This window comes from Phaeacidiphilus oryzae TH49, from assembly GCF_000744815.1.
GTDB lineage: Bacteria > Actinomycetota > Actinomycetes > Streptomycetales > Streptomycetaceae > Phaeacidiphilus > Phaeacidiphilus oryzae.
Map to the genome: position 1 here is coordinate 1,349,496 of NZ_JQMQ01000005.1, position 15,162 is coordinate 1,364,657.

Here is a 15,162-nt window from a genome sequence, read left to right on the forward strand (position 1 = left end):
AGTTCGCACACTTATGTCCCGAGTAGATGCCTTTCGGTCACCTTGCGGGGGCCCGCGCGCGACCGGGGCTTCACCGAGCCGGAGGCGGCGGGCGGGCGGCAGCCGGACGGGCCGGTCCGACCAGGGCCCGGGAGAGATGAGGCCGCGCGACGGCGGGGGCTTGCCGGGGCCCCGGCGCCGCCGCGCGGGAGGGATATGACACGGCCGAACCCTCAACGACCGTGCGGTACCCGAACACAGTCTTGCACCAAAGCCGGCTCCGCGGGGACTCTCAGGAGCTTGCGCCGTAGACCGGTTGCGGACGCTCCGCCCGCGCGAGGAGCTCGCGGGCCGTCTCACCGGCCTCGGCGGGGGTCCAGCGGGCGCCCTTGTCCGCGGTCGGACCGGGGCGCCAGCCCTCCATCACGGTGATCCGCCCGCCCTCCGCCTCGAAGACCCGGCCAGTGACCCCGGCGGAGGCCGCCGAGCCGAGCCAGACCACCAGGGGGGAGACGTTCTCCGGGGCGGCGGCGTCGAAGGCGCCGGGGCGGTCGGGGGCGGCCATGTCCTCGGCGAAGACCCGCTCGGTCATCCGGGTGCGGGCGGAGGGCGCGATGGCGTTCACCGCCACCCCGTAGCGGGCGAGTTCGGCGGAGGCGACCAGGGTGAGGCCGAGGATGCCGGCCTTCGCCGCGCTGTAGTTGCCCTGGCCGACGCTGCCGAGGAGGCCGGCGCCCGAGCTGGTGTTGACGACCCGGGCGTCCGGGGCGCGGCCGGCCTTGGCCTCGGCGCGCCAGTACCCGGCGGCGTGGCGGAGGGTGAGGAAGTGGCCCTTCAGATGGACCCGCAGCACGGCGTCCCAGTCGTCGCCGTCCAGGTTCACCAGCATCCGGTCGCGGAGGAAGCCGGCGTTGTTGACCAGGGTGTCGAGGCGGCCGTAGGCGTCCAGGGCGAGCCGGACCAGGGAGGCGGCGCCCTCCTCGGTGGTGATGTCGCCGCCGTGGGCGACGGCCTGGCCGCCGGCCTCGACGATCTCGTCGACGACCCGCTGGGCGGGCCCTTCCTCGGCGGGGCGGCCGTCGAGTCCCACGCCCAGGTCGTTGACGACCACCTTCGCCCCTTCGGCGGCGAAGGCGAGCGCGTGGGCGCGACCGAGGCCGCGGCCGGCGCCGGTGAGGGCGACGACACGGCCGTCGCAGAGGGGATTTCCTGACATTGCTCAGCGCTCCTTGTGGTGTGGTGGCCTCGCCCCCGCCCCGCAGCGGAGGCCGGGCCCGGGAGGGAGCCGAGGGCCGGGGATCAGTCGGCTCGGTTCACCGTCGCGGCCGCCAGGAACGCCGGCCGCTCGCCCCCGCCGTGGAGGAGGAGGTCCGCCCCCGTCGCATAGGAGGCCGCATCGGACGCGAGGAACACACACGCGCTCCCCGCCTCCTCCGGCGTCGCCAGACGCTCCATCGGGACGGTCGCCGCGACGGCCGCGACCCCCTCCTCGTCGCCGTAGTGGAGATGGGCCTGCTCGGTCCGCACCATCCCCAGCGTGACGGTGTTCACCCGCACCTCCGGTGCCCACTCCACGGCCATGCTGCGGGCCAGATGCGCGAGCCCCGCCTTCGCCGCCCCGTACGCCGCGCTCCCCGGCGACGGCCGCTGCCCGCTGACGCTGCCGATCATCACCACCGACCCCCGCGCCGCCCGCAGATGCGGGTAGGCGGCGATCGACGCGGTCACCGCGGTCGTCAGGTTGAGCTCGATCACCCGGGCCGCCCGTACCGGGTCCGAGCCCGCCAGCATCCGGAACGGCGTCCCGCCGGCGTTGTTGACCAGCACGTCCAGCCGGCCGTGGCGGGCGGCGACGCCGGCCATGAAGGCCGCCACGGAGGCCGGGTCGCGCAGGTCCACCGCAGCGAACCCGGCCGTCCGGCCGTCCGCTCCGACGGGCGACGCGGGCGGGCGGCGGGCGCCGACCACCACCTCCGCCCCCGCCGACAGGAACGCGCGGGCGATCCCCGCGCCCACGCCCCTTGTTCCGCCGGTGACCACCGCCACCCGTCCGCCGAGGTCCAGCCGCAGAGCCAAGTCGCCGCCTCCGTTCCGTTGCCCGGCAGTCGCTGCTACCGTCACACCTAACAAACGTTTGGTGGAAAGGTAGCTGAAGAACCGATGGGTGTCTCCACCTCCCGCCCGGAAAAGGGCGTCGCTCTGGTCACGGTCGACTTCCCACCGGTCAACGCGCCCCCGGTGGCCGGCTGGTACGAGCTGGCCGGCGCCCTCACCGCGGCCGGCCGCGACCAGGACGTCCGCTGCGTCGTCCTGGCCGCCGAGGGGCGCGGCTTCAACGCCGGCGTGGACATCAAGGAGATCCAGCGGGACAGCGCCGACGGCGGGCACGACGCCATCCTCGGCGCCAACCGCGGCTGCGCCGCCGCCTTCGCCGCGGTCTACGACTGCCAGGTGCCGGTGGTGGCCGCCGTGCAGGGCTTCTGCGTGGGCGGCGGAATCGGCTTGGTCGGCAACGCGGACGCGATCGTGGCCGCCGAGGACGCCGTCTTCGGGCTGCCGGAGCTGGACCGGGGCGCCCTCGGCGCGGCCACCCACCTCTCCCGGCTGGTCCCGCAGCATCTGATGCGGACCCTCTTCTACACCTCGAAGACGGTCGGCGCGGAGGAGCTCCACCGGCACGGCTCGGTCTGGCAGGTCGTCCCGCGCGAGCGACTCCGCGAGGCGGCGATGGAGCTGGCCCGGGACATCGCGGCCAAGGACGGCGAGCTGCTGCGGCTGGCCAAGCAGGCGCTGAACGGGATCGACCCGGTGGACGTCCACCGCAGCTACCGCTACGAGCAGGGCTTCACCTTCGAGGCGAACCTCAGCGGCGTGGCCGACCGGGTGCGGGACTCCTTCGGAAGGGACGGGCGATAGCCATGGCCGCCGACAAGACGATGACCCCCGACCAGGTGGTCTCGCGGCTGCGCAGCGGGATGACCCTGGGCATCGGCGGCTGGGGGTCGCGGCGCAAGCCGATGGCCCTGGTCCGGGCGATCCTGCGGAGCGACCTCGGCGATCTGACGGTGGTCTCGTACGGCGGGCCGGACGTGGGGCTGCTGGCGGAGGCCGGAAAGGTGCGGAAGCTGGTCGCGGCCTTCGTCACGATGGACTCCATCCCACTGGAACCGCTCTACCGGCGGGCCCGGGAGCGGGCCGCCATCGAGCTGACCGAGCTGGACGAGGCGATGTTCATGTGGGGCCTGACCGCCGGCGCCCAGCGGCTGCCCTTCCTGCCCACCCGCGGCGGCCTCGGCTCCGACGTCCTGCGCGTCAACCCGCGGCTGCGGACGGTCCGTTCACCGTACGAGGACGGCGAGGAGCTGGTCGCCGTGCCGGGGCTGCGGATGGACGCGGCCCTGGTCCACCTCAACCGCGCCGACCGGGCCGGCAACGGCCAGTACCTCGGCCCGGACCCGTACTTCGACGACCTGTTCTGCGACGCCGCAGACGAGGCGTACCTCTCCTGCGAACGCCTCGTCGACAGCGCGGAGTTCGCCAAGGCCGGGCCCCCGCAGACGCTGCTGGTGAAGCGGGCCTCGGTGACCGGTGTGGTGGAGGCCCCGAACGGCGCCCACTTCACCTCCTGCGCCCCCGACTACGACCGGGACGAGGCGTTTCAGCGGCACTACGCCGAGAGCGCGGGCGATCCGGAGGCCTGGGCGGCCTTCAGGGCCCGCTTCCTGACCGGTCCGCGCAGCGAGGAGGAGTACCAGCGGGCGGTCGACGACTGGCACAAGGAGCGGAAGGAGGAGGCGAAGTGACGGCCACTCAGCTCACCGCCCAGGCCACCCGCGCCGACTACTGCGTCCTCGCCTGCGCCGAGGCCTGGCGCGGCGACGGCGAGGTACTGGCCAGCCCGATGGGGCTGGTCCCGCAGGCCGGTGCGCGCCTGGCCCGGCTCACCTTCTCCCCCGACCTGCTGCTCACCGACGGCGAGGCGCTGCTGATGGCGGACGTCCCGCCGGTCGGCGGCGCTCCGGAGGCGGTGGAGGGCTGGCTGCCGTACCGCCAGCACCTCTCCTTCCTGGCCACCGGCCGCCGGCACGTGATGATGGGCGCCAGCCAGATCGACCGGTACGGCAACCAGAACATCTCCTGCATCGGCGACTGGGCGCGGCCCTCGCGCCAGCTGCTCGGGGTGCGCGGGGCGGCGGCCAACACCGCCAACAACCCGACCAGTTACTGGGTGCCGAGGCATTCGGCACGGGTCTTCGTGCCGGCGGTGGACATGGTCTGCGGGATCGGTTACGACCGGGCCGCCGCGGCGGGCCCCTCGGCCACCCGCTTCCACCGGATCCCGCGCGTGGTCAGCAACCTCGGCGTGTTCGACTTCGAGACGCCGGACCGGCGGATGCGGCTGGCCTCCGTCCACCCCGGGGTGACGGTCGAGGAGGTCGCCGAGGCCACCGGCTTCGCGCTCGCCGTCACCGGGGACGTCCCGGCCACCCGCGAGCCCACCGCCGAGGAGCTGCGGCTGATCCGCGAGGTCGTCGACCCCCGCGGGCTCCGCTTCCGCGAGGTCCCGGCATGACCGCCGGGGCGCTCTCCACGCCGCTGACCGAGCTGGTCGGCGTCCGCCACCCCATCGTCCAGACCGGGATGGGGTGGGTGGCGGGCCCGAGGCTGGTCTCCGCGACCGCCAACGCCGGGGCGCTCGGCATCCTCGCCTCCGCGACCATGACGGTCCCTCAACTCCGGGACGCCGTAAGGGAGGTGAAGGGCAGGACGGAGGCGCCCTTCGGCGTCAACCTGCGCGCGGACGCGGGGGACGCGGCCGAGCGGGTCCGGATCATCATCGAGGAGGGGGTGCGGGTCGCCTCCTTCGCGCTGGCCCCCTCCCAGGAGCTGATCGCCCGCCTCAAGGACGCCGGGGTCGTGGTCATCCCCTCCATCGGCGCCCGCCGGCACGCCGAGAAGGTGGCCGCCTGGGGCGCGGACGCGGTGGTGGTGCAGGGCGGTGAGGGCGGCGGGCACACGGGCGAGGTGGCGACCACCGTCCTCCTCCCCCAGGTCGTCGACGCGGTCGACATCCCGGTGATCGCCGCAGGCGGCTTCCACGACGGTCGCGGGCTGGTCGCGGCGCTGGCGTACGGGGCGGCGGGGGTGGCGATGGGCACCCGTTTCCTCCTCACCTCGGACTCCACCGTGCCGGACGCCGTGAAGGCGAAGTACCTGGCGGCGACGGTCAAGGACGTCACCGTCACCACGGCGGTGGACGGCCTCCCGCACCGGATGCTGCGCACCGAGATGGTGGCCGCCCTGGAGAACGCCGGCCGGGTCCGCGCCCTCACCCAGGCGGTCCGCCGGGCGGCCGGTTTCCGCAGGCTCTCCGGCCTCTCCTGGCCCGCGATGATCCGCGAGGGCCTGGCCATGCGGCACGGCAAGTCCCTCACCTGGAGCCAGGTCCTGCTGGCCGCCAACACCCCGATGCTCCTCAAGTCCGCGATGGTCGACGGCCGCACCGACCTCGGCGTACTGGCCTCCGGCCAGGTGGCCGGCCTGATCGAGGACCTGCCGAGCTGCCGGCAGCTGATCGACCGCATCATGACGGAGGCGCAGCAGGTCCTCACCGGCCTGACCGCCCTCCCCGCCGAAGCCCCGTCCCCGGCCACGCCGTAACCACCCAGCACCGCCTGCCCGGGGTGTCCCGACCCCCGCGCCGCTCTGGGGACGGCTCAACGTGCCCGGCCCGGCGCCCGTGGTGGTCGGCCTGCCGGCCGCGACCGCGAGGGTTCACGACCTCACCCCGGCGACCCGCGGCACCACGGACGTCGCCCGCACCGGCGTGGCCCTGTGCGACCTCTTCGGCCACTCCGCGGGGTCAGAGCCGTTCGATGACGGTGACGTTGGCCTGGCCGCCGCCCTCGCACATGGTCTGGAGGCCGTAGCGGCCGCCGGTGCGCTCCAGTTCGTTGAGGAGGGTGGTCATCAGGCGGACGCCGGTCGCGCCGAGGGGGTGGCCGAGGGCGATCGCGCCGCCGTTGGGGTTCACCCGGGCCGGGTCCGCGCCGGTCTCCTTGAGCCAGGCGAGGACGACCGGGGCGAAGGCCTCGTTGATCTCGACCAGGTCGATGTCCTCGATGGAGAGTCCGGTCTTCTTGAGGGCGTACGCGGTCGCCGGGATGGGCGCGGAGAGCATTCGGATGGGGTCCTCGCCGCGGACGGAGAGGTGGTGGACGCGGGCCCGCGGGGTGAGGCCGTGGACGCGGACCGCCTCCTCGGAGGCGAGCAGCATCGCCGCGGCGCCGTCGGAGATCTGCGAGGAGCAGGCGGCGGTGATGCTGCCGCCGGGGAGCACCGGGCCGAGGCCGGCCATCTTCTCCAGGGTGGTGTCCCGGCGCGGGCCCTCGTCGGCGGAGACCCCCGCGATCGGTGCGAGTTGGGAGTCGAAGCGGCCCTCGTCGATCGCGGTGACCGCGCGCCGGTGGGAGCGGAGGGCGAACTCCTCCATCTCCCGGCGGGTGATCCCCCACTTCTCGGCGATCATCTGGGCCCCGGCGAACTGGTTGACCGGCAGGTCGCCGTAGCGGGCGGTCCAGCCCTCGCTGCCCGCGAACGGGCCGTCGGCGAGGCCCAGCGGCACGGCGGCGTCGCGGGTGGCGTAGGCGATCGGCACCATGGACATGTTCTGCACCCCGCCCGCCACCACCAGCTCCTGGGTGCCGGAGAGGACGCCCTGCGCGGCGAAGTGGACCGCCTGCTGGGAGGAGCCGCACTGGCGGTCGACGGTGACCCCGGGCACCTCCTCCGGCAGCCCGGCCGCCAGCCAGCAGGTCCGGGCGATGTCGCCGGCCTGCGGGCCGACCGCGTCCAGGCAGCCGAAGACGACGTCCTCGACCGCCGCCGGGTCGATCCCGGTGCGGGAGACCAGCGCGTTGAGGACGTGGGCGCCCAGGTCGGCGGGGTGGACCGCCGCCAGACCACCGCGGCGGCGGCCGACGGGGGTGCGTACGGCGTCGATGATGTAGGCCTCGGCCATGGGAGTTGACGCTCCTTCAGGAGGGTTGCGGGGTGTCGTCCGGCGGCGTCAGCAGGCCGCCGAGGATGAGGGCCAGGTACTGCCGGGCGATCTCCTCGGGGCTGTGCCCGCCACCGGGGCGGTACCAGGAGACGGCCACCCACACGGTGTCCCGCAGGAACCGGTAGGCGAGCCGCAGGTCGAGGTCGGCGCGGAAGACCCGGTCCGCCACCCCCCGCTGGAGGGTGCCGAGCCAGGCCGCCTCGAAGCGGGCGGCGGCCTGGCCGAGGAAGGCGAACCGCCGCTGGCCGGCGAGCTGCCCGGACTCGTTCTGGTAGATGGCCACCGCCGCCCGGTGCCGGTCGATCTCCCGGAAGGACTCGGTGACCAGGGCCTCCAGCCGGGCCCGCGGATCGAGCCTGGGGTCGGCGAGCACCGCGTCGTAGCGCCGCCAGAGGTCGTCGAGGAAGCCGGTGAGGATCTCCTCGATCATCGACTCCTTGGAGTCGAAGTGGTAGTAGAGGCTGCCGGCCAGGATGCCGGCCGCCTCGGCGATCCGCCGGACGGTGGTGGCGTTGTAGCCGTGCTCGGCGAAGACCTCGGCGGCGGTGTCCAGGAGCTCCCTGCGACGGGCCGCCGAGGCCTCCGAACCGGCGGCGGGCGAAGGCGTCATGACGGGCCGTCGGCTCAGGCGTGCTGCGCGGAGACGGAGACCACCTCGCCGGTCAGGTACGAGGAGTACTCGCTGGCCAGAAAGACGATGACATTGGCGACCTCCCAGGGCTCGGCGTAGCGCCCGTACGCCTCCCGCTCGGTGAGCCGCTCCAGCAGCTCGGGGGTGGCGACCTTGACCAGGTGGGGGTGGAGGGCGAGGGTCGGCGCCACCGCGTTGACCCGTACCCCGTACTCGGCGGCCTCGACCGCCGCGCAGCGGGTGAGTGCCATCACCCCGGCCTTGGCGGCGGCGTAGTGCGCCTGGCCGGCCTGGGCCCGCCAGCCGATCACCGAGGAGTTGTTGACCACCACCCCGCCCCGGCCCGCCCTCTTCATCATCCGCAGGGCGGCCCGGGTGCAGCGGAAGGTGCCGTTGAGGGTGACGTCGAGGATGCGGGACCACTGCTCGTCGGTCATCTCGGTGAGTTCGGCGGTGCCGCCGAGTCCGGCGTTGTTGACCAGGATGTCGAGCCCGCCGTGGAGTTCGGCGGCCCGGTCGAGGAGCGCCTGGACCTGCCGCTCCTCGGTGACGTCGCAGGGCTGGGCGGCGACCCGGTCGGGGCCGAACTCGGCGGCGAGCGCCTCCTCGGACTCCTTGAGCCGGCGGGCGTGGGCGTCGCTGATCAGTACGCGGGCGCCCTCCTCCAGCAGCCGGCGGGCGGTCGCCCCGCCGATCCCGGCACCGGCGGCGGCGGTGACGACGGCGCCGCGACCGGCGAGGAGGCCGTGCCCCGGCACGTACCGCGGGTGCTTCAGCGGGTTCCGGAACGTCTCGACGTCACTCATGGCGGTACGTTAACCTACCAAACACTTGTTAGGGAAGCAGGTTGGACAGGGGCCGGCCGCCGGAGAGGGAGTGGGAGTGGGGATGGGCGAGCAGGAGCAGACGGCGGACGAGGTAGTCCGCTACGAGCGGCGCGGACCGGTCGCGATCGTCACCATGAACCGCCCCCGGTACCGCAACGCGCAGAACTCGCGGATGACCTACGCCCTGGACGCCGCCTTCTACCGGGCGGCCGAGGACGGCGAGGTCCGGGTGGTGGTGCTGGCGGGCGAGGGCGAGCACTTCTCCGCCGGCCACGACATCGGCACCCCCGAGCGGGACGCCCATCTGCCGTACGAGCGCCGGGCCGGGCTGTGGTGGGACCACACCGACAAGCAGGGCGCGGACAGCCGCTACGCCCGCGAGTCCGAGGTCTACCTCGGGATGTGCCGCCGCTGGCGCGAACTGCCCAAGCCGGTCATCGCCTCCGTCCAGGGCGCCTGCGTGGCGGGCGGGTTGATGCTGGCCTGGATCTGCGACCTGATCGTGGCCAGCGAGGACGCCTTCTTCGCCGACCCGGTGGTGCGGATGGGCATCCCCGGGGTCGAGTACTTCGCCCACCCGTGGGCCATGCCGCCGCGGATCGCCAAGGAGTTCCTCTACACCGGCGACCGGATGAGCGCCGAGCGGGCGTACCAGGTGGGGATGGTCAACCGGGTCGTACCGCGGGCCGAACTCGCCGACGCGACAATGGAGTTGGCCGAGCGGATCGCCCGGATGCCGCGGTTCGGCCTGGCCCTCACCAAGCGGGCGGTGAACCAGGCCGAGGATCTCCAGGGGATGCACGCCGGGATGGACTCGGTCTTCGGCCTCCACCATCTCGCCCACGCCCACAACGCCGAGACCGGCGGCGGGGACGCGCTCGGCGGGATGGACGCCCGCTCGATGCGGGACTCGGCCCGCGCCGACACGGCGTCCGGCGGGAAGGGCGCGTCCGGCGGCACAGCCGGGGCCGACGCGGCCGACGGAAAGGCCGGTTCCTGATCGTGGATCTGGAGTTCACCGCCGAGCAGCGGGAGTTCCGCGCCGAGGCCCGCGCCTGGCTCGCCGACCATGTGCCGGCCCGGCCGCTGCCCTCCCTGGAGACCGCCGAGGGCTTCGCCGCCCACCGCGCCTGGGAGCGCGAACTCCACACCGACCGCTGGTCGGTGGTCTCCTGGCCGGTAGAGTTCGGCGGGCGCGGCGCCGACATCCTCCGCTGGCTGGTCTTCGAGGAGGAGTACTACGCGGCCGGCGCCCCCGGCCGGGTCTCCCAGAACGGCATCAACCTCCTCGCCCCCACCCTCTTCGACCACGGCACGGACGAGCAGCGGGCGCGGGTGCTGCCCTCGATGGCGAGCGGCGAGGTGGTCTGGGCGCAGGCCTGGTCCGAGCCGGAGGCCGGCTCCGACCTGGCCTCGCTGCGCTCCACCGCCGAGCGGGCGGACGGCGGCTGGCTGCTCAGCGGCCAGAAGACCTGGTCCTCGCGGGCGGCCTTCGCCGACCGGGCGTTCGGCGTCTTCCGCAGTGAGCAGGGCACCGCCAAGCCGCACCAGGGGCTCACCTATCTGATGTTCGACCTGTGCGCGCCTGGGGTGACGGTCCGCCCGATCGGACGCCTGGACGGCAAGCCGGCCTTCGCCGAACTCTTCCTGGACCGGGTCTTCGTCCCGGACGCGGACGTGATCGGCGAGCCCGGTCAGGGCTGGCGGGTGGCGATGTCCACGGCCGGCAACGAGCGCGGGCTGACGCTGCGGTCGCCGGGGCGGTTCCTGGCGGCGGCGGAGCGGCTGCGGCGGCTGTGGGAGTCGGCCGGCTCGCCGGAGACCTGGCGCGACCGGGTCGCGGACGCGGTGGCCGGCGCGCGGGCGTACCAGCTCTTCACCTACGCCAACGCCTCCCGCTTCGCAGCCGGCGAGGCGATCGGCGCCGAGTCCAGTCTGAACAAGGTCTTCTGGTCCGAGTACGACATCCGGCTGCAGGAGACCGCCCTCGAACTGCTGGGCCCGGAGGGCGAGTTGGCCGAGGCCCCGGGAGGGTGGGCGGAGGACTACACCTTCGCGCTGGCCGGCCCGATCTACGCCGGCACCAACGAGATCCAGCGGGACATCATCGCCGAGCGGCTGCTCGGCCTGCCGAAGGGACGCCGCTGATGCGCTTCCTCCTCGACGCCGAGCAGCGGGAGTTCGGGCAGTCGGTGAACGGGCTCCTCGGCGCGGCCGGCGTGCCGGCGGCGGTCCGGGCCTGGGCGTCCGGGGACCACGGGCCCGGACGGGCGGTGTGGTCGCGGCTCGCCGGAGCGGGCGTCTTCGCGCTGGCCGTGCCGGAGGCGTACGGCGGGGTGGGGCGGCTGCCGGTGGAGGCGGTGGTGGCCTGGGTGGAGCTGGGGCGGCATGCGGTGCCGGGGCCGGTGGTGGAGACGGCGGCGGCGGCCGTACTGCTGGCGGAGCTCGCCGGGCCGGGCGGCGGGGACGAGGGCCCGGCGAAGGAGTGGCTGCCGCGGATCGCCTCCGGCGAGGCGGCGGCGACGCTGGTGGGCGAGCGGTATGCGCTGGACGCGGACGCGGCGGAACTGGTGCTTGAGGCCACTGCGGACGGGCGGCTGCTGGCCCGTCGACCCGGCTCGCTGGCGGGGCCGTTCGCCTCCCAGGACCCGGCACGGCGACTCTTCCGCCCGTCGGCGGGCGCGGGCGCGGCGAGCGCGGCGAGCGCAGGGGGCACGGCGAGCGCGACGGACGCGGCGAGCGCGGCGAGCGCAGCGGGCGCGGCGGGCGCGGCGACCGGCGCCTCGCAGCTCGCCGTCGGCCGGCGGGTCTCCGCCGCCTACCGCAGGGCCGCGCTCTGGGCCCGGCTGCTCACCGCCGCCCAGTCGCTGGGCGTGGCCCGGGCGCTGCTTGCGCAGACCGTCGCATACGTCGGGCAGCGGAGGCAGTTCGGGGTGGCGGTGGGCTCCTTCCAGGCGGTCAAGCACCGGCTGGCGGACGCGCTGATCGCGGTGGAGTTCGCCCAGCCGCTGCTGTACGCGGCGGCGCTGTCGATGGATCCGGCCGAAGTGGCCATGGCCAAGACCGCCTGCGGCGAGGCGGGGTACACGGCGGCGCGGACGGCCCTCCAGCTCCACGGCGCGATCGGCTACACCGAAGAGCTCGACCTCTCCCTCTGGCTCCGCAAGGCGCGCCCGCTGCGGGACGCCTGGGGCAGCCCGGCGGCATGCCGCGCGACGGCCCTGACCCGCCCCCCGTACTGACGGAGGCCGCTCCGTGGGCGCGAAGAAGCCGACGACCGCTCACCCCCACCCCGGTAAGGGGCGCGGGAAACGGCGCGCCCGCCCGCACCGGCGCCGCGCCCCTGGCCGCGACGGCCTCCGCACGCCGGCTCAGGCGTGGGGCGAGTGGTTGACGGGGCGTCAGGGCGGTGTCATGTTGGTGAAGTTGTTCGCACGGCGTCCATACCGAGCAGCTTCGAGCATCGGGAGAGCACCGCATGGCGTGGAGACGACGGCTGGCCGCGGTCGCGGCGGCGATCGGGATGGTGATGGCCGGAGGGTCCGCGGCACACGGCGCCGCCGGCCACCCGCGAGCAGCCGCCTCCGGCGGGACCGGCGCGGCCGCCTCCGGCGGGACCAGCGCCGCCGCGGGCGTGCTGCGGCGCACGATCGGCGCCCGCGCCGCCGCGCAGATCCACCTCTCCCTGGTGCCCGGCACCGCCGAGCGCTTCACCCTCTCCGGCCGTCCCGGCGACATCGAGGTCGCCGCGACCACCACCAGCGCCCTCACCATGGGCGCCGGCTGGTACCTCAAGTACGTCGCCCACGCGGACGTGAACATCGGCGGCCCGGCCGCCCCGCCCGTACTGCCGGCCGAACTCCCCGCCCCGGCCGCACCGATCAGCGAGTCGGCGGACGCCCGCAACCGCTTCGTCTTCAACGACACCAACGACGGATACACCGATCCGAACCTCTCCTGGTCCGGCTGGCAGCGCACGCTGGACGTCCTCGCCCTCCACGGCGTCAACGAGGTGTATGTGACGGTCGGCGCCGAGGCCGTCTACCAGCAGCTCTTCGAGGAGTTCGGCTACAGCGCGGCGCAGATGCGGTCCTGGATCCCGCAGCCCGCCCACCAGCCGTGGTGGCTGCTGCAGAACCTCTCCTCCGACCAGGCCCCGATCACCCAGCGGACGATCGACGCCCGGGCCGCCCTCGGCCGCCGAATCGCCGACCGGGCGCGGGAGTTGGGGATGACCCCGGCGCTCCCCGGCTACTTCGGCACCGTCCCCGCCGACTTCGCCGACCGCCACCCCGGCACCGACGTCGTCCCGCAGGGCACCTGGAACGGCTATCAGCGCCCCGGCTGGCTGGCCCCCACCGACGGCCTCTTCCCGGAGGTCGCCGCCGCCTACTACCGGCTCTCCGACCGCATCCTCGGCCCCAGCGGCATGTACAAGATGGACCCGCTGCACGAGGGCGGCGAACCCGGGAACGTGGACGTCACCGCCGCCGCCACCGCCGTCGAGCACGCCCTGCGCACCGCCCATCCGAACGCGGTGTGGGCCATCCTCGGCTGGCAGTCCAACCCCAAGCCGGCCGTGCTGACCGGGGTCACGGACAAGCGGAAGATGCTGATCGTGGACGGCCTCTCGGACCGCTACGCCACCTGGAACCGGGAACAGGACTGGCCCGGCGTGCCCTACGCCTTCGGCTCGATCTACGACTTCGGCGGGCACACCACCCTCGGCGCCAACCTGCAGGTCTGGCTGGACCGCTACTACGCCGCGCAGGCCAAGGCCGGCTCCGACGAGGCCGGAGTGGCGATCATGCCCGAGGGCTTCGACAACAACCCCGCCGCCTTCGAGCTCCTGGCCGAACTCCCCTGGCACAGCGGCTCCTTCGACCTGGCCGGCTGGCTGCGCTCGTACGCCCTCGGCCGGTACGGCAGCGACGCGGCCGCGGAGGCCTGGACCACCCTCGCGCGGACCGCGTACGCCGAGCCGGCGGACGGCTGGAGCGAGGCCGCGGACGGCCTCTTCGCCGCCCAGCCGAACCTCACCCCCCAGTCCGCGGCCACCTGGTCGCCGCACTACGTCCGCTACGACGCGAAGGCCTTCGCCCGGGCCCTCCCGCAACTGCTGGCCGCCGCGCCGAGCGTGGTGCAGCGCGGTCCGTACGCCTACGACCTGGCCGACGTGGCCCGGCAGGTGCTGGCCAACCGCTCGCGCACGCTGCTCCCGGAGATCGACGCCGCCTATCAGGCGAAGGACCTGGCCCGCTTCGACCTCCTGACCCGGGAGTGGCTCTCCCTCATCAAGCTGGACGACCGGGTCGTCGGCACCTCCCCCGACTTCCTCCTGGGCACCCGCTACGCGGCGGCGGCCACCCCCGAGCTGAAGTACGACCTGCTCAGCCTCTACACCGTCTGGGGCACCCGGGACGGCTGGGCGGCCGGGCTCGCCGACTACGCCAACCGGGAGTGGAAGGACCTCCTCGGCCAGTACTACGCCCCCCGCTGGGCCCTGTACTTCGGCACCCTGCGGACCGCCCTGACGAGCGGCGAGCCGCCGGCCGCCGTCGACTGGTACGCCTACGGCGACGACTGGGCCAAGGCCCCGCACACCTTCGCCACCGGCACCTCGGGCGACATCCGGGCGCTCGCCGGGGAGGTGGTCGGGGCGGCCGGCTGACCGGGATGTCAGACTGGGCGGGTGAGCAGCACAGACACCTTCCGCGACGCCGACCCGGGCTCCGAGCCGGGCTCCGGGCCGGGTTCCGAGCCGGGTTCCGCCCCGGGCTCCGAGCCCGGTTCAGGCTCCGGCTCCGGTTCCGACCCCCGGGACCTCTCGCCGCAGTACGTCCTGCCGCTGGTCGTGCGCGTGGAGAAGGACGCGCCCCCGGCGCACACCGACGCGCTGGAGGCGGCCGGCCGCGCGGTCCTCGCCCTGCTCACCGACGACCGCACCACCCGGGAGGACGGCGAGTGGCGGGCCGCCGTCGAGGCCTGGGAGGACGCCCGGATCCGCAAGGTGGTACGGCGGGCGCGCGGAGCCGAGTGGCGCCGGGCGGCCGCCCTGCCCGGACTCACCGTGACCGGCAGCGCCCAGGTCAACCCGGCGGAGGTCCGGGTCTACCCGCCGATCCCGCTGGACGGCTGGCCGAAGGAGCTGTCCAAGCTCCAGGTCTCCGGCACCGAGCTGGACGATCCGGCCGCGCCGGCCCCGCCGGAGCCGGGCACCCCGGTGCTGTGGCTGAGCCCGGAGGTGGCGATGTCCACCGGGAAGGCGATGGCCCAGGCCGGGCACGCGGCCCAGCTGGCCTGGTGGGCCCTGCCGGACCCGGAGCGCGAGCGCTGGGCCGCGGACGGCTTTCCGCTCGCGGTGCGCACCCCCGGCCGGGCCCTCTGGTCCCGGCTGCTGGCCTCCGGCCTGCCGGTGGTCCGGGACGCCGGCTTCACCGAGATCGCCCCCGGCTCGGCGACGGTCGTCGCCGACCACCCCGGGCTCGCCGCCCACCACCGCGGCGGCTGACCCGCCGCCACCAGCGGCTCGGCCCGCTGCGCGGAGCTTTCCGCTCCGCTTTCCGCGCGGACTCCGACGAACCGTCAATCCCGGTGTGACAGCGGCACTCTGGGCAAATTCCCCAGACCTGACAAACCGTCTGTGAACAGATCACAAATTC

Annotated in this window: 14 protein-coding genes; 9 read left to right on the forward strand and 5 right to left on the reverse strand. The window is 74.5% G+C overall.

From position 1 onward, the window contains the following. Positions 1–271: 271 nt before the first annotated feature. Both BS73_RS10335 and BS73_RS10340 read right to left on the reverse strand, forming a co-directional pair. The gene (locus BS73_RS10335; protein WP_037571300.1) at positions 272–1,195 is read right to left on the reverse strand and encodes an SDR family oxidoreductase; all 924 of its coding nucleotides are present in this window, start codon (positions 1,193–1,195) and stop codon (positions 272–274) included. An 83-nt stretch (positions 1,196–1,278) separates the two neighbouring features. Continuing rightward, a complete protein-coding gene (locus BS73_RS10340; protein WP_235215365.1) occupies positions 1,279–2,055 on the reverse strand; it encodes an SDR family oxidoreductase in 777 nt (258 codons plus the stop codon). Between the two features lie 84 nt (positions 2,056–2,139). Between BS73_RS10340 and BS73_RS10345 the strand changes: the two genes are divergently transcribed. Genes BS73_RS10345 through BS73_RS10360 form a run of 4 tightly spaced genes read left to right on the forward strand, consistent with a single transcriptional unit; the run spans position 2,140 to position 5,640 of the window. Then, positions 2,140–2,895, forward strand: coding sequence for an enoyl-CoA hydratase family protein (locus tag BS73_RS10345; RefSeq protein ID WP_037571303.1), 756 nt, complete (start codon positions 2,140–2,142; stop codon positions 2,893–2,895). A 2-nt stretch (positions 2,896–2,897) separates the two neighbouring features. Further along, on the forward strand, positions 2,898–3,782 hold the full coding sequence (locus tag BS73_RS10350; protein ID WP_037571305.1) for a CoA transferase subunit A: 885 nt from the start codon (positions 2,898–2,900) through the stop codon (positions 3,780–3,782). Next, positions 3,779–4,552, forward strand: coding sequence for a CoA-transferase subunit beta (locus tag BS73_RS10355; protein WP_037571310.1), 774 nt, complete (start codon positions 3,779–3,781; stop codon positions 4,550–4,552). The genes BS73_RS10350 and BS73_RS10355 overlap by 4 nt, the downstream gene beginning before the upstream one ends. Further along, positions 4,549–5,640, forward strand: a complete 1,092-nt coding sequence (locus BS73_RS10360; RefSeq protein WP_037571313.1) for an NAD(P)H-dependent flavin oxidoreductase — start codon at positions 4,549–4,551, stop codon at positions 5,638–5,640. Before BS73_RS10355 ends, BS73_RS10360 begins: the two co-directional genes overlap by 4 nt. 202 nt (positions 5,641–5,842) lie before the next feature. Here BS73_RS10360 and BS73_RS10365 read toward each other — a convergent pair whose 3' ends face one another. From BS73_RS10365 to BS73_RS10375, 3 genes are read right to left on the reverse strand one after another with little or no spacing between them, the layout of a single operon-like run. After that, the gene (locus BS73_RS10365; RefSeq protein ID WP_037571314.1) at positions 5,843–7,000 is read right to left on the reverse strand and encodes an acetyl-CoA C-acetyltransferase; all 1,158 of its coding nucleotides are present in this window, start codon (positions 6,998–7,000) and stop codon (positions 5,843–5,845) included. Positions 7,001–7,016: 16 nt separating this feature from the next. Beyond that, positions 7,017–7,652 carry a TetR/AcrR family transcriptional regulator gene (locus BS73_RS10370; RefSeq protein WP_051939779.1) on the reverse strand — a complete coding sequence of 212 codons (636 nt, stop codon included), beginning with the start codon at positions 7,650–7,652 and terminating at the stop codon, positions 7,017–7,019. Positions 7,653–7,666: 14 nt separating this feature from the next. Next, a complete protein-coding gene (locus tag BS73_RS10375) occupies positions 7,667–8,479 on the reverse strand; it encodes an SDR family oxidoreductase (RefSeq protein ID WP_037571316.1) in 813 nt (270 codons plus the stop codon). Between the two features lie 82 nt (positions 8,480–8,561). On the opposite strand from BS73_RS10375, the gene BS73_RS10380 reads away from it, so the two are divergent. The 5 genes from BS73_RS10380 (at position 8,562) to BS73_RS10400 (ending at position 15,011) form a co-directional block, all read left to right on the forward strand. Then, positions 8,562–9,500: an enoyl-CoA hydratase gene (locus tag BS73_RS10380; protein ID WP_084703953.1), complete on the forward strand. Its 939-nt coding sequence runs from the start codon at positions 8,562–8,564 to the stop codon at positions 9,498–9,500. 2 nt (positions 9,501–9,502) lie between these two features. Then, positions 9,503–10,648: an acyl-CoA dehydrogenase family protein gene (locus BS73_RS10385; protein ID WP_037571318.1), complete on the forward strand. Its 1,146-nt coding sequence runs from the start codon at positions 9,503–9,505 to the stop codon at positions 10,646–10,648. Further along, positions 10,648–11,742 (forward strand): acyl-CoA dehydrogenase, encoded by a 1,095-nt coding sequence (locus tag BS73_RS10390; protein ID WP_037571319.1) that lies wholly within the window; start codon positions 10,648–10,650, stop codon positions 11,740–11,742. The genes BS73_RS10385 and BS73_RS10390 overlap by 1 nt, the downstream gene beginning before the upstream one ends. Before the next feature lie 236 nt (positions 11,743–11,978). Beyond that, positions 11,979–14,171 carry an alpha-N-acetylglucosaminidase gene (locus BS73_RS10395; protein ID WP_037571320.1) on the forward strand — a complete coding sequence of 731 codons (2,193 nt, stop codon included), beginning with the start codon at positions 11,979–11,981 and terminating at the stop codon, positions 14,169–14,171. A gap of 21 nt (positions 14,172–14,192) precedes the next feature. Then, positions 14,193–15,011 carry an aminoacyl-tRNA hydrolase gene (locus tag BS73_RS10400; RefSeq protein WP_051939780.1) on the forward strand — a complete coding sequence of 273 codons (819 nt, stop codon included), beginning with the start codon at positions 14,193–14,195 and terminating at the stop codon, positions 15,009–15,011. Positions 15,012–15,162: the final 151 nt, after the last annotated feature.

Coding starts and splice junctions, on each gene's coding strand:
- BS73_RS10360 (WP_037571313.1), top strand. CDS start 4,549: ATGACCGCCGGGGCGCTCTCCACGCCGCTGACCGAGCTGGTCGGCGTC.
- BS73_RS10350 (WP_037571305.1), top strand. CDS start 2,898: ATGGCCGCCGACAAGACGATGACCCCCGACCAGGTGGTCTCGCGGCTG.
- BS73_RS10365 (WP_037571314.1), bottom strand. CDS start 7,000: ATGGCCGAGGCCTACATCATCGACGCCGTACGCACCCCCGTCGGCCGC.
- BS73_RS10345 (WP_037571303.1), top strand. CDS start 2,140: ATGGGTGTCTCCACCTCCCGCCCGGAAAAGGGCGTCGCTCTGGTCACG.
- BS73_RS10370 (WP_051939779.1), bottom strand. CDS start 7,652: ATGACGCCTTCGCCCGCCGCCGGTTCGGAGGCCTCGGCGGCCCGTCGC.
- BS73_RS10335 (WP_037571300.1), bottom strand. CDS start 1,195: ATGTCAGGAAATCCCCTCTGCGACGGCCGTGTCGTCGCCCTCACCGGC.
- BS73_RS10395 (WP_037571320.1), top strand. CDS start 11,979: ATGGCGTGGAGACGACGGCTGGCCGCGGTCGCGGCGGCGATCGGGATG.
- BS73_RS10375 (WP_037571316.1), bottom strand. CDS start 8,479: ATGAGTGACGTCGAGACGTTCCGGAACCCGCTGAAGCACCCGCGGTAC.
- BS73_RS10380 (WP_084703953.1), top strand. CDS start 8,562: ATGGGCGAGCAGGAGCAGACGGCGGACGAGGTAGTCCGCTACGAGCGG.
- BS73_RS10390 (WP_037571319.1), top strand. CDS start 10,648: ATGCGCTTCCTCCTCGACGCCGAGCAGCGGGAGTTCGGGCAGTCGGTG.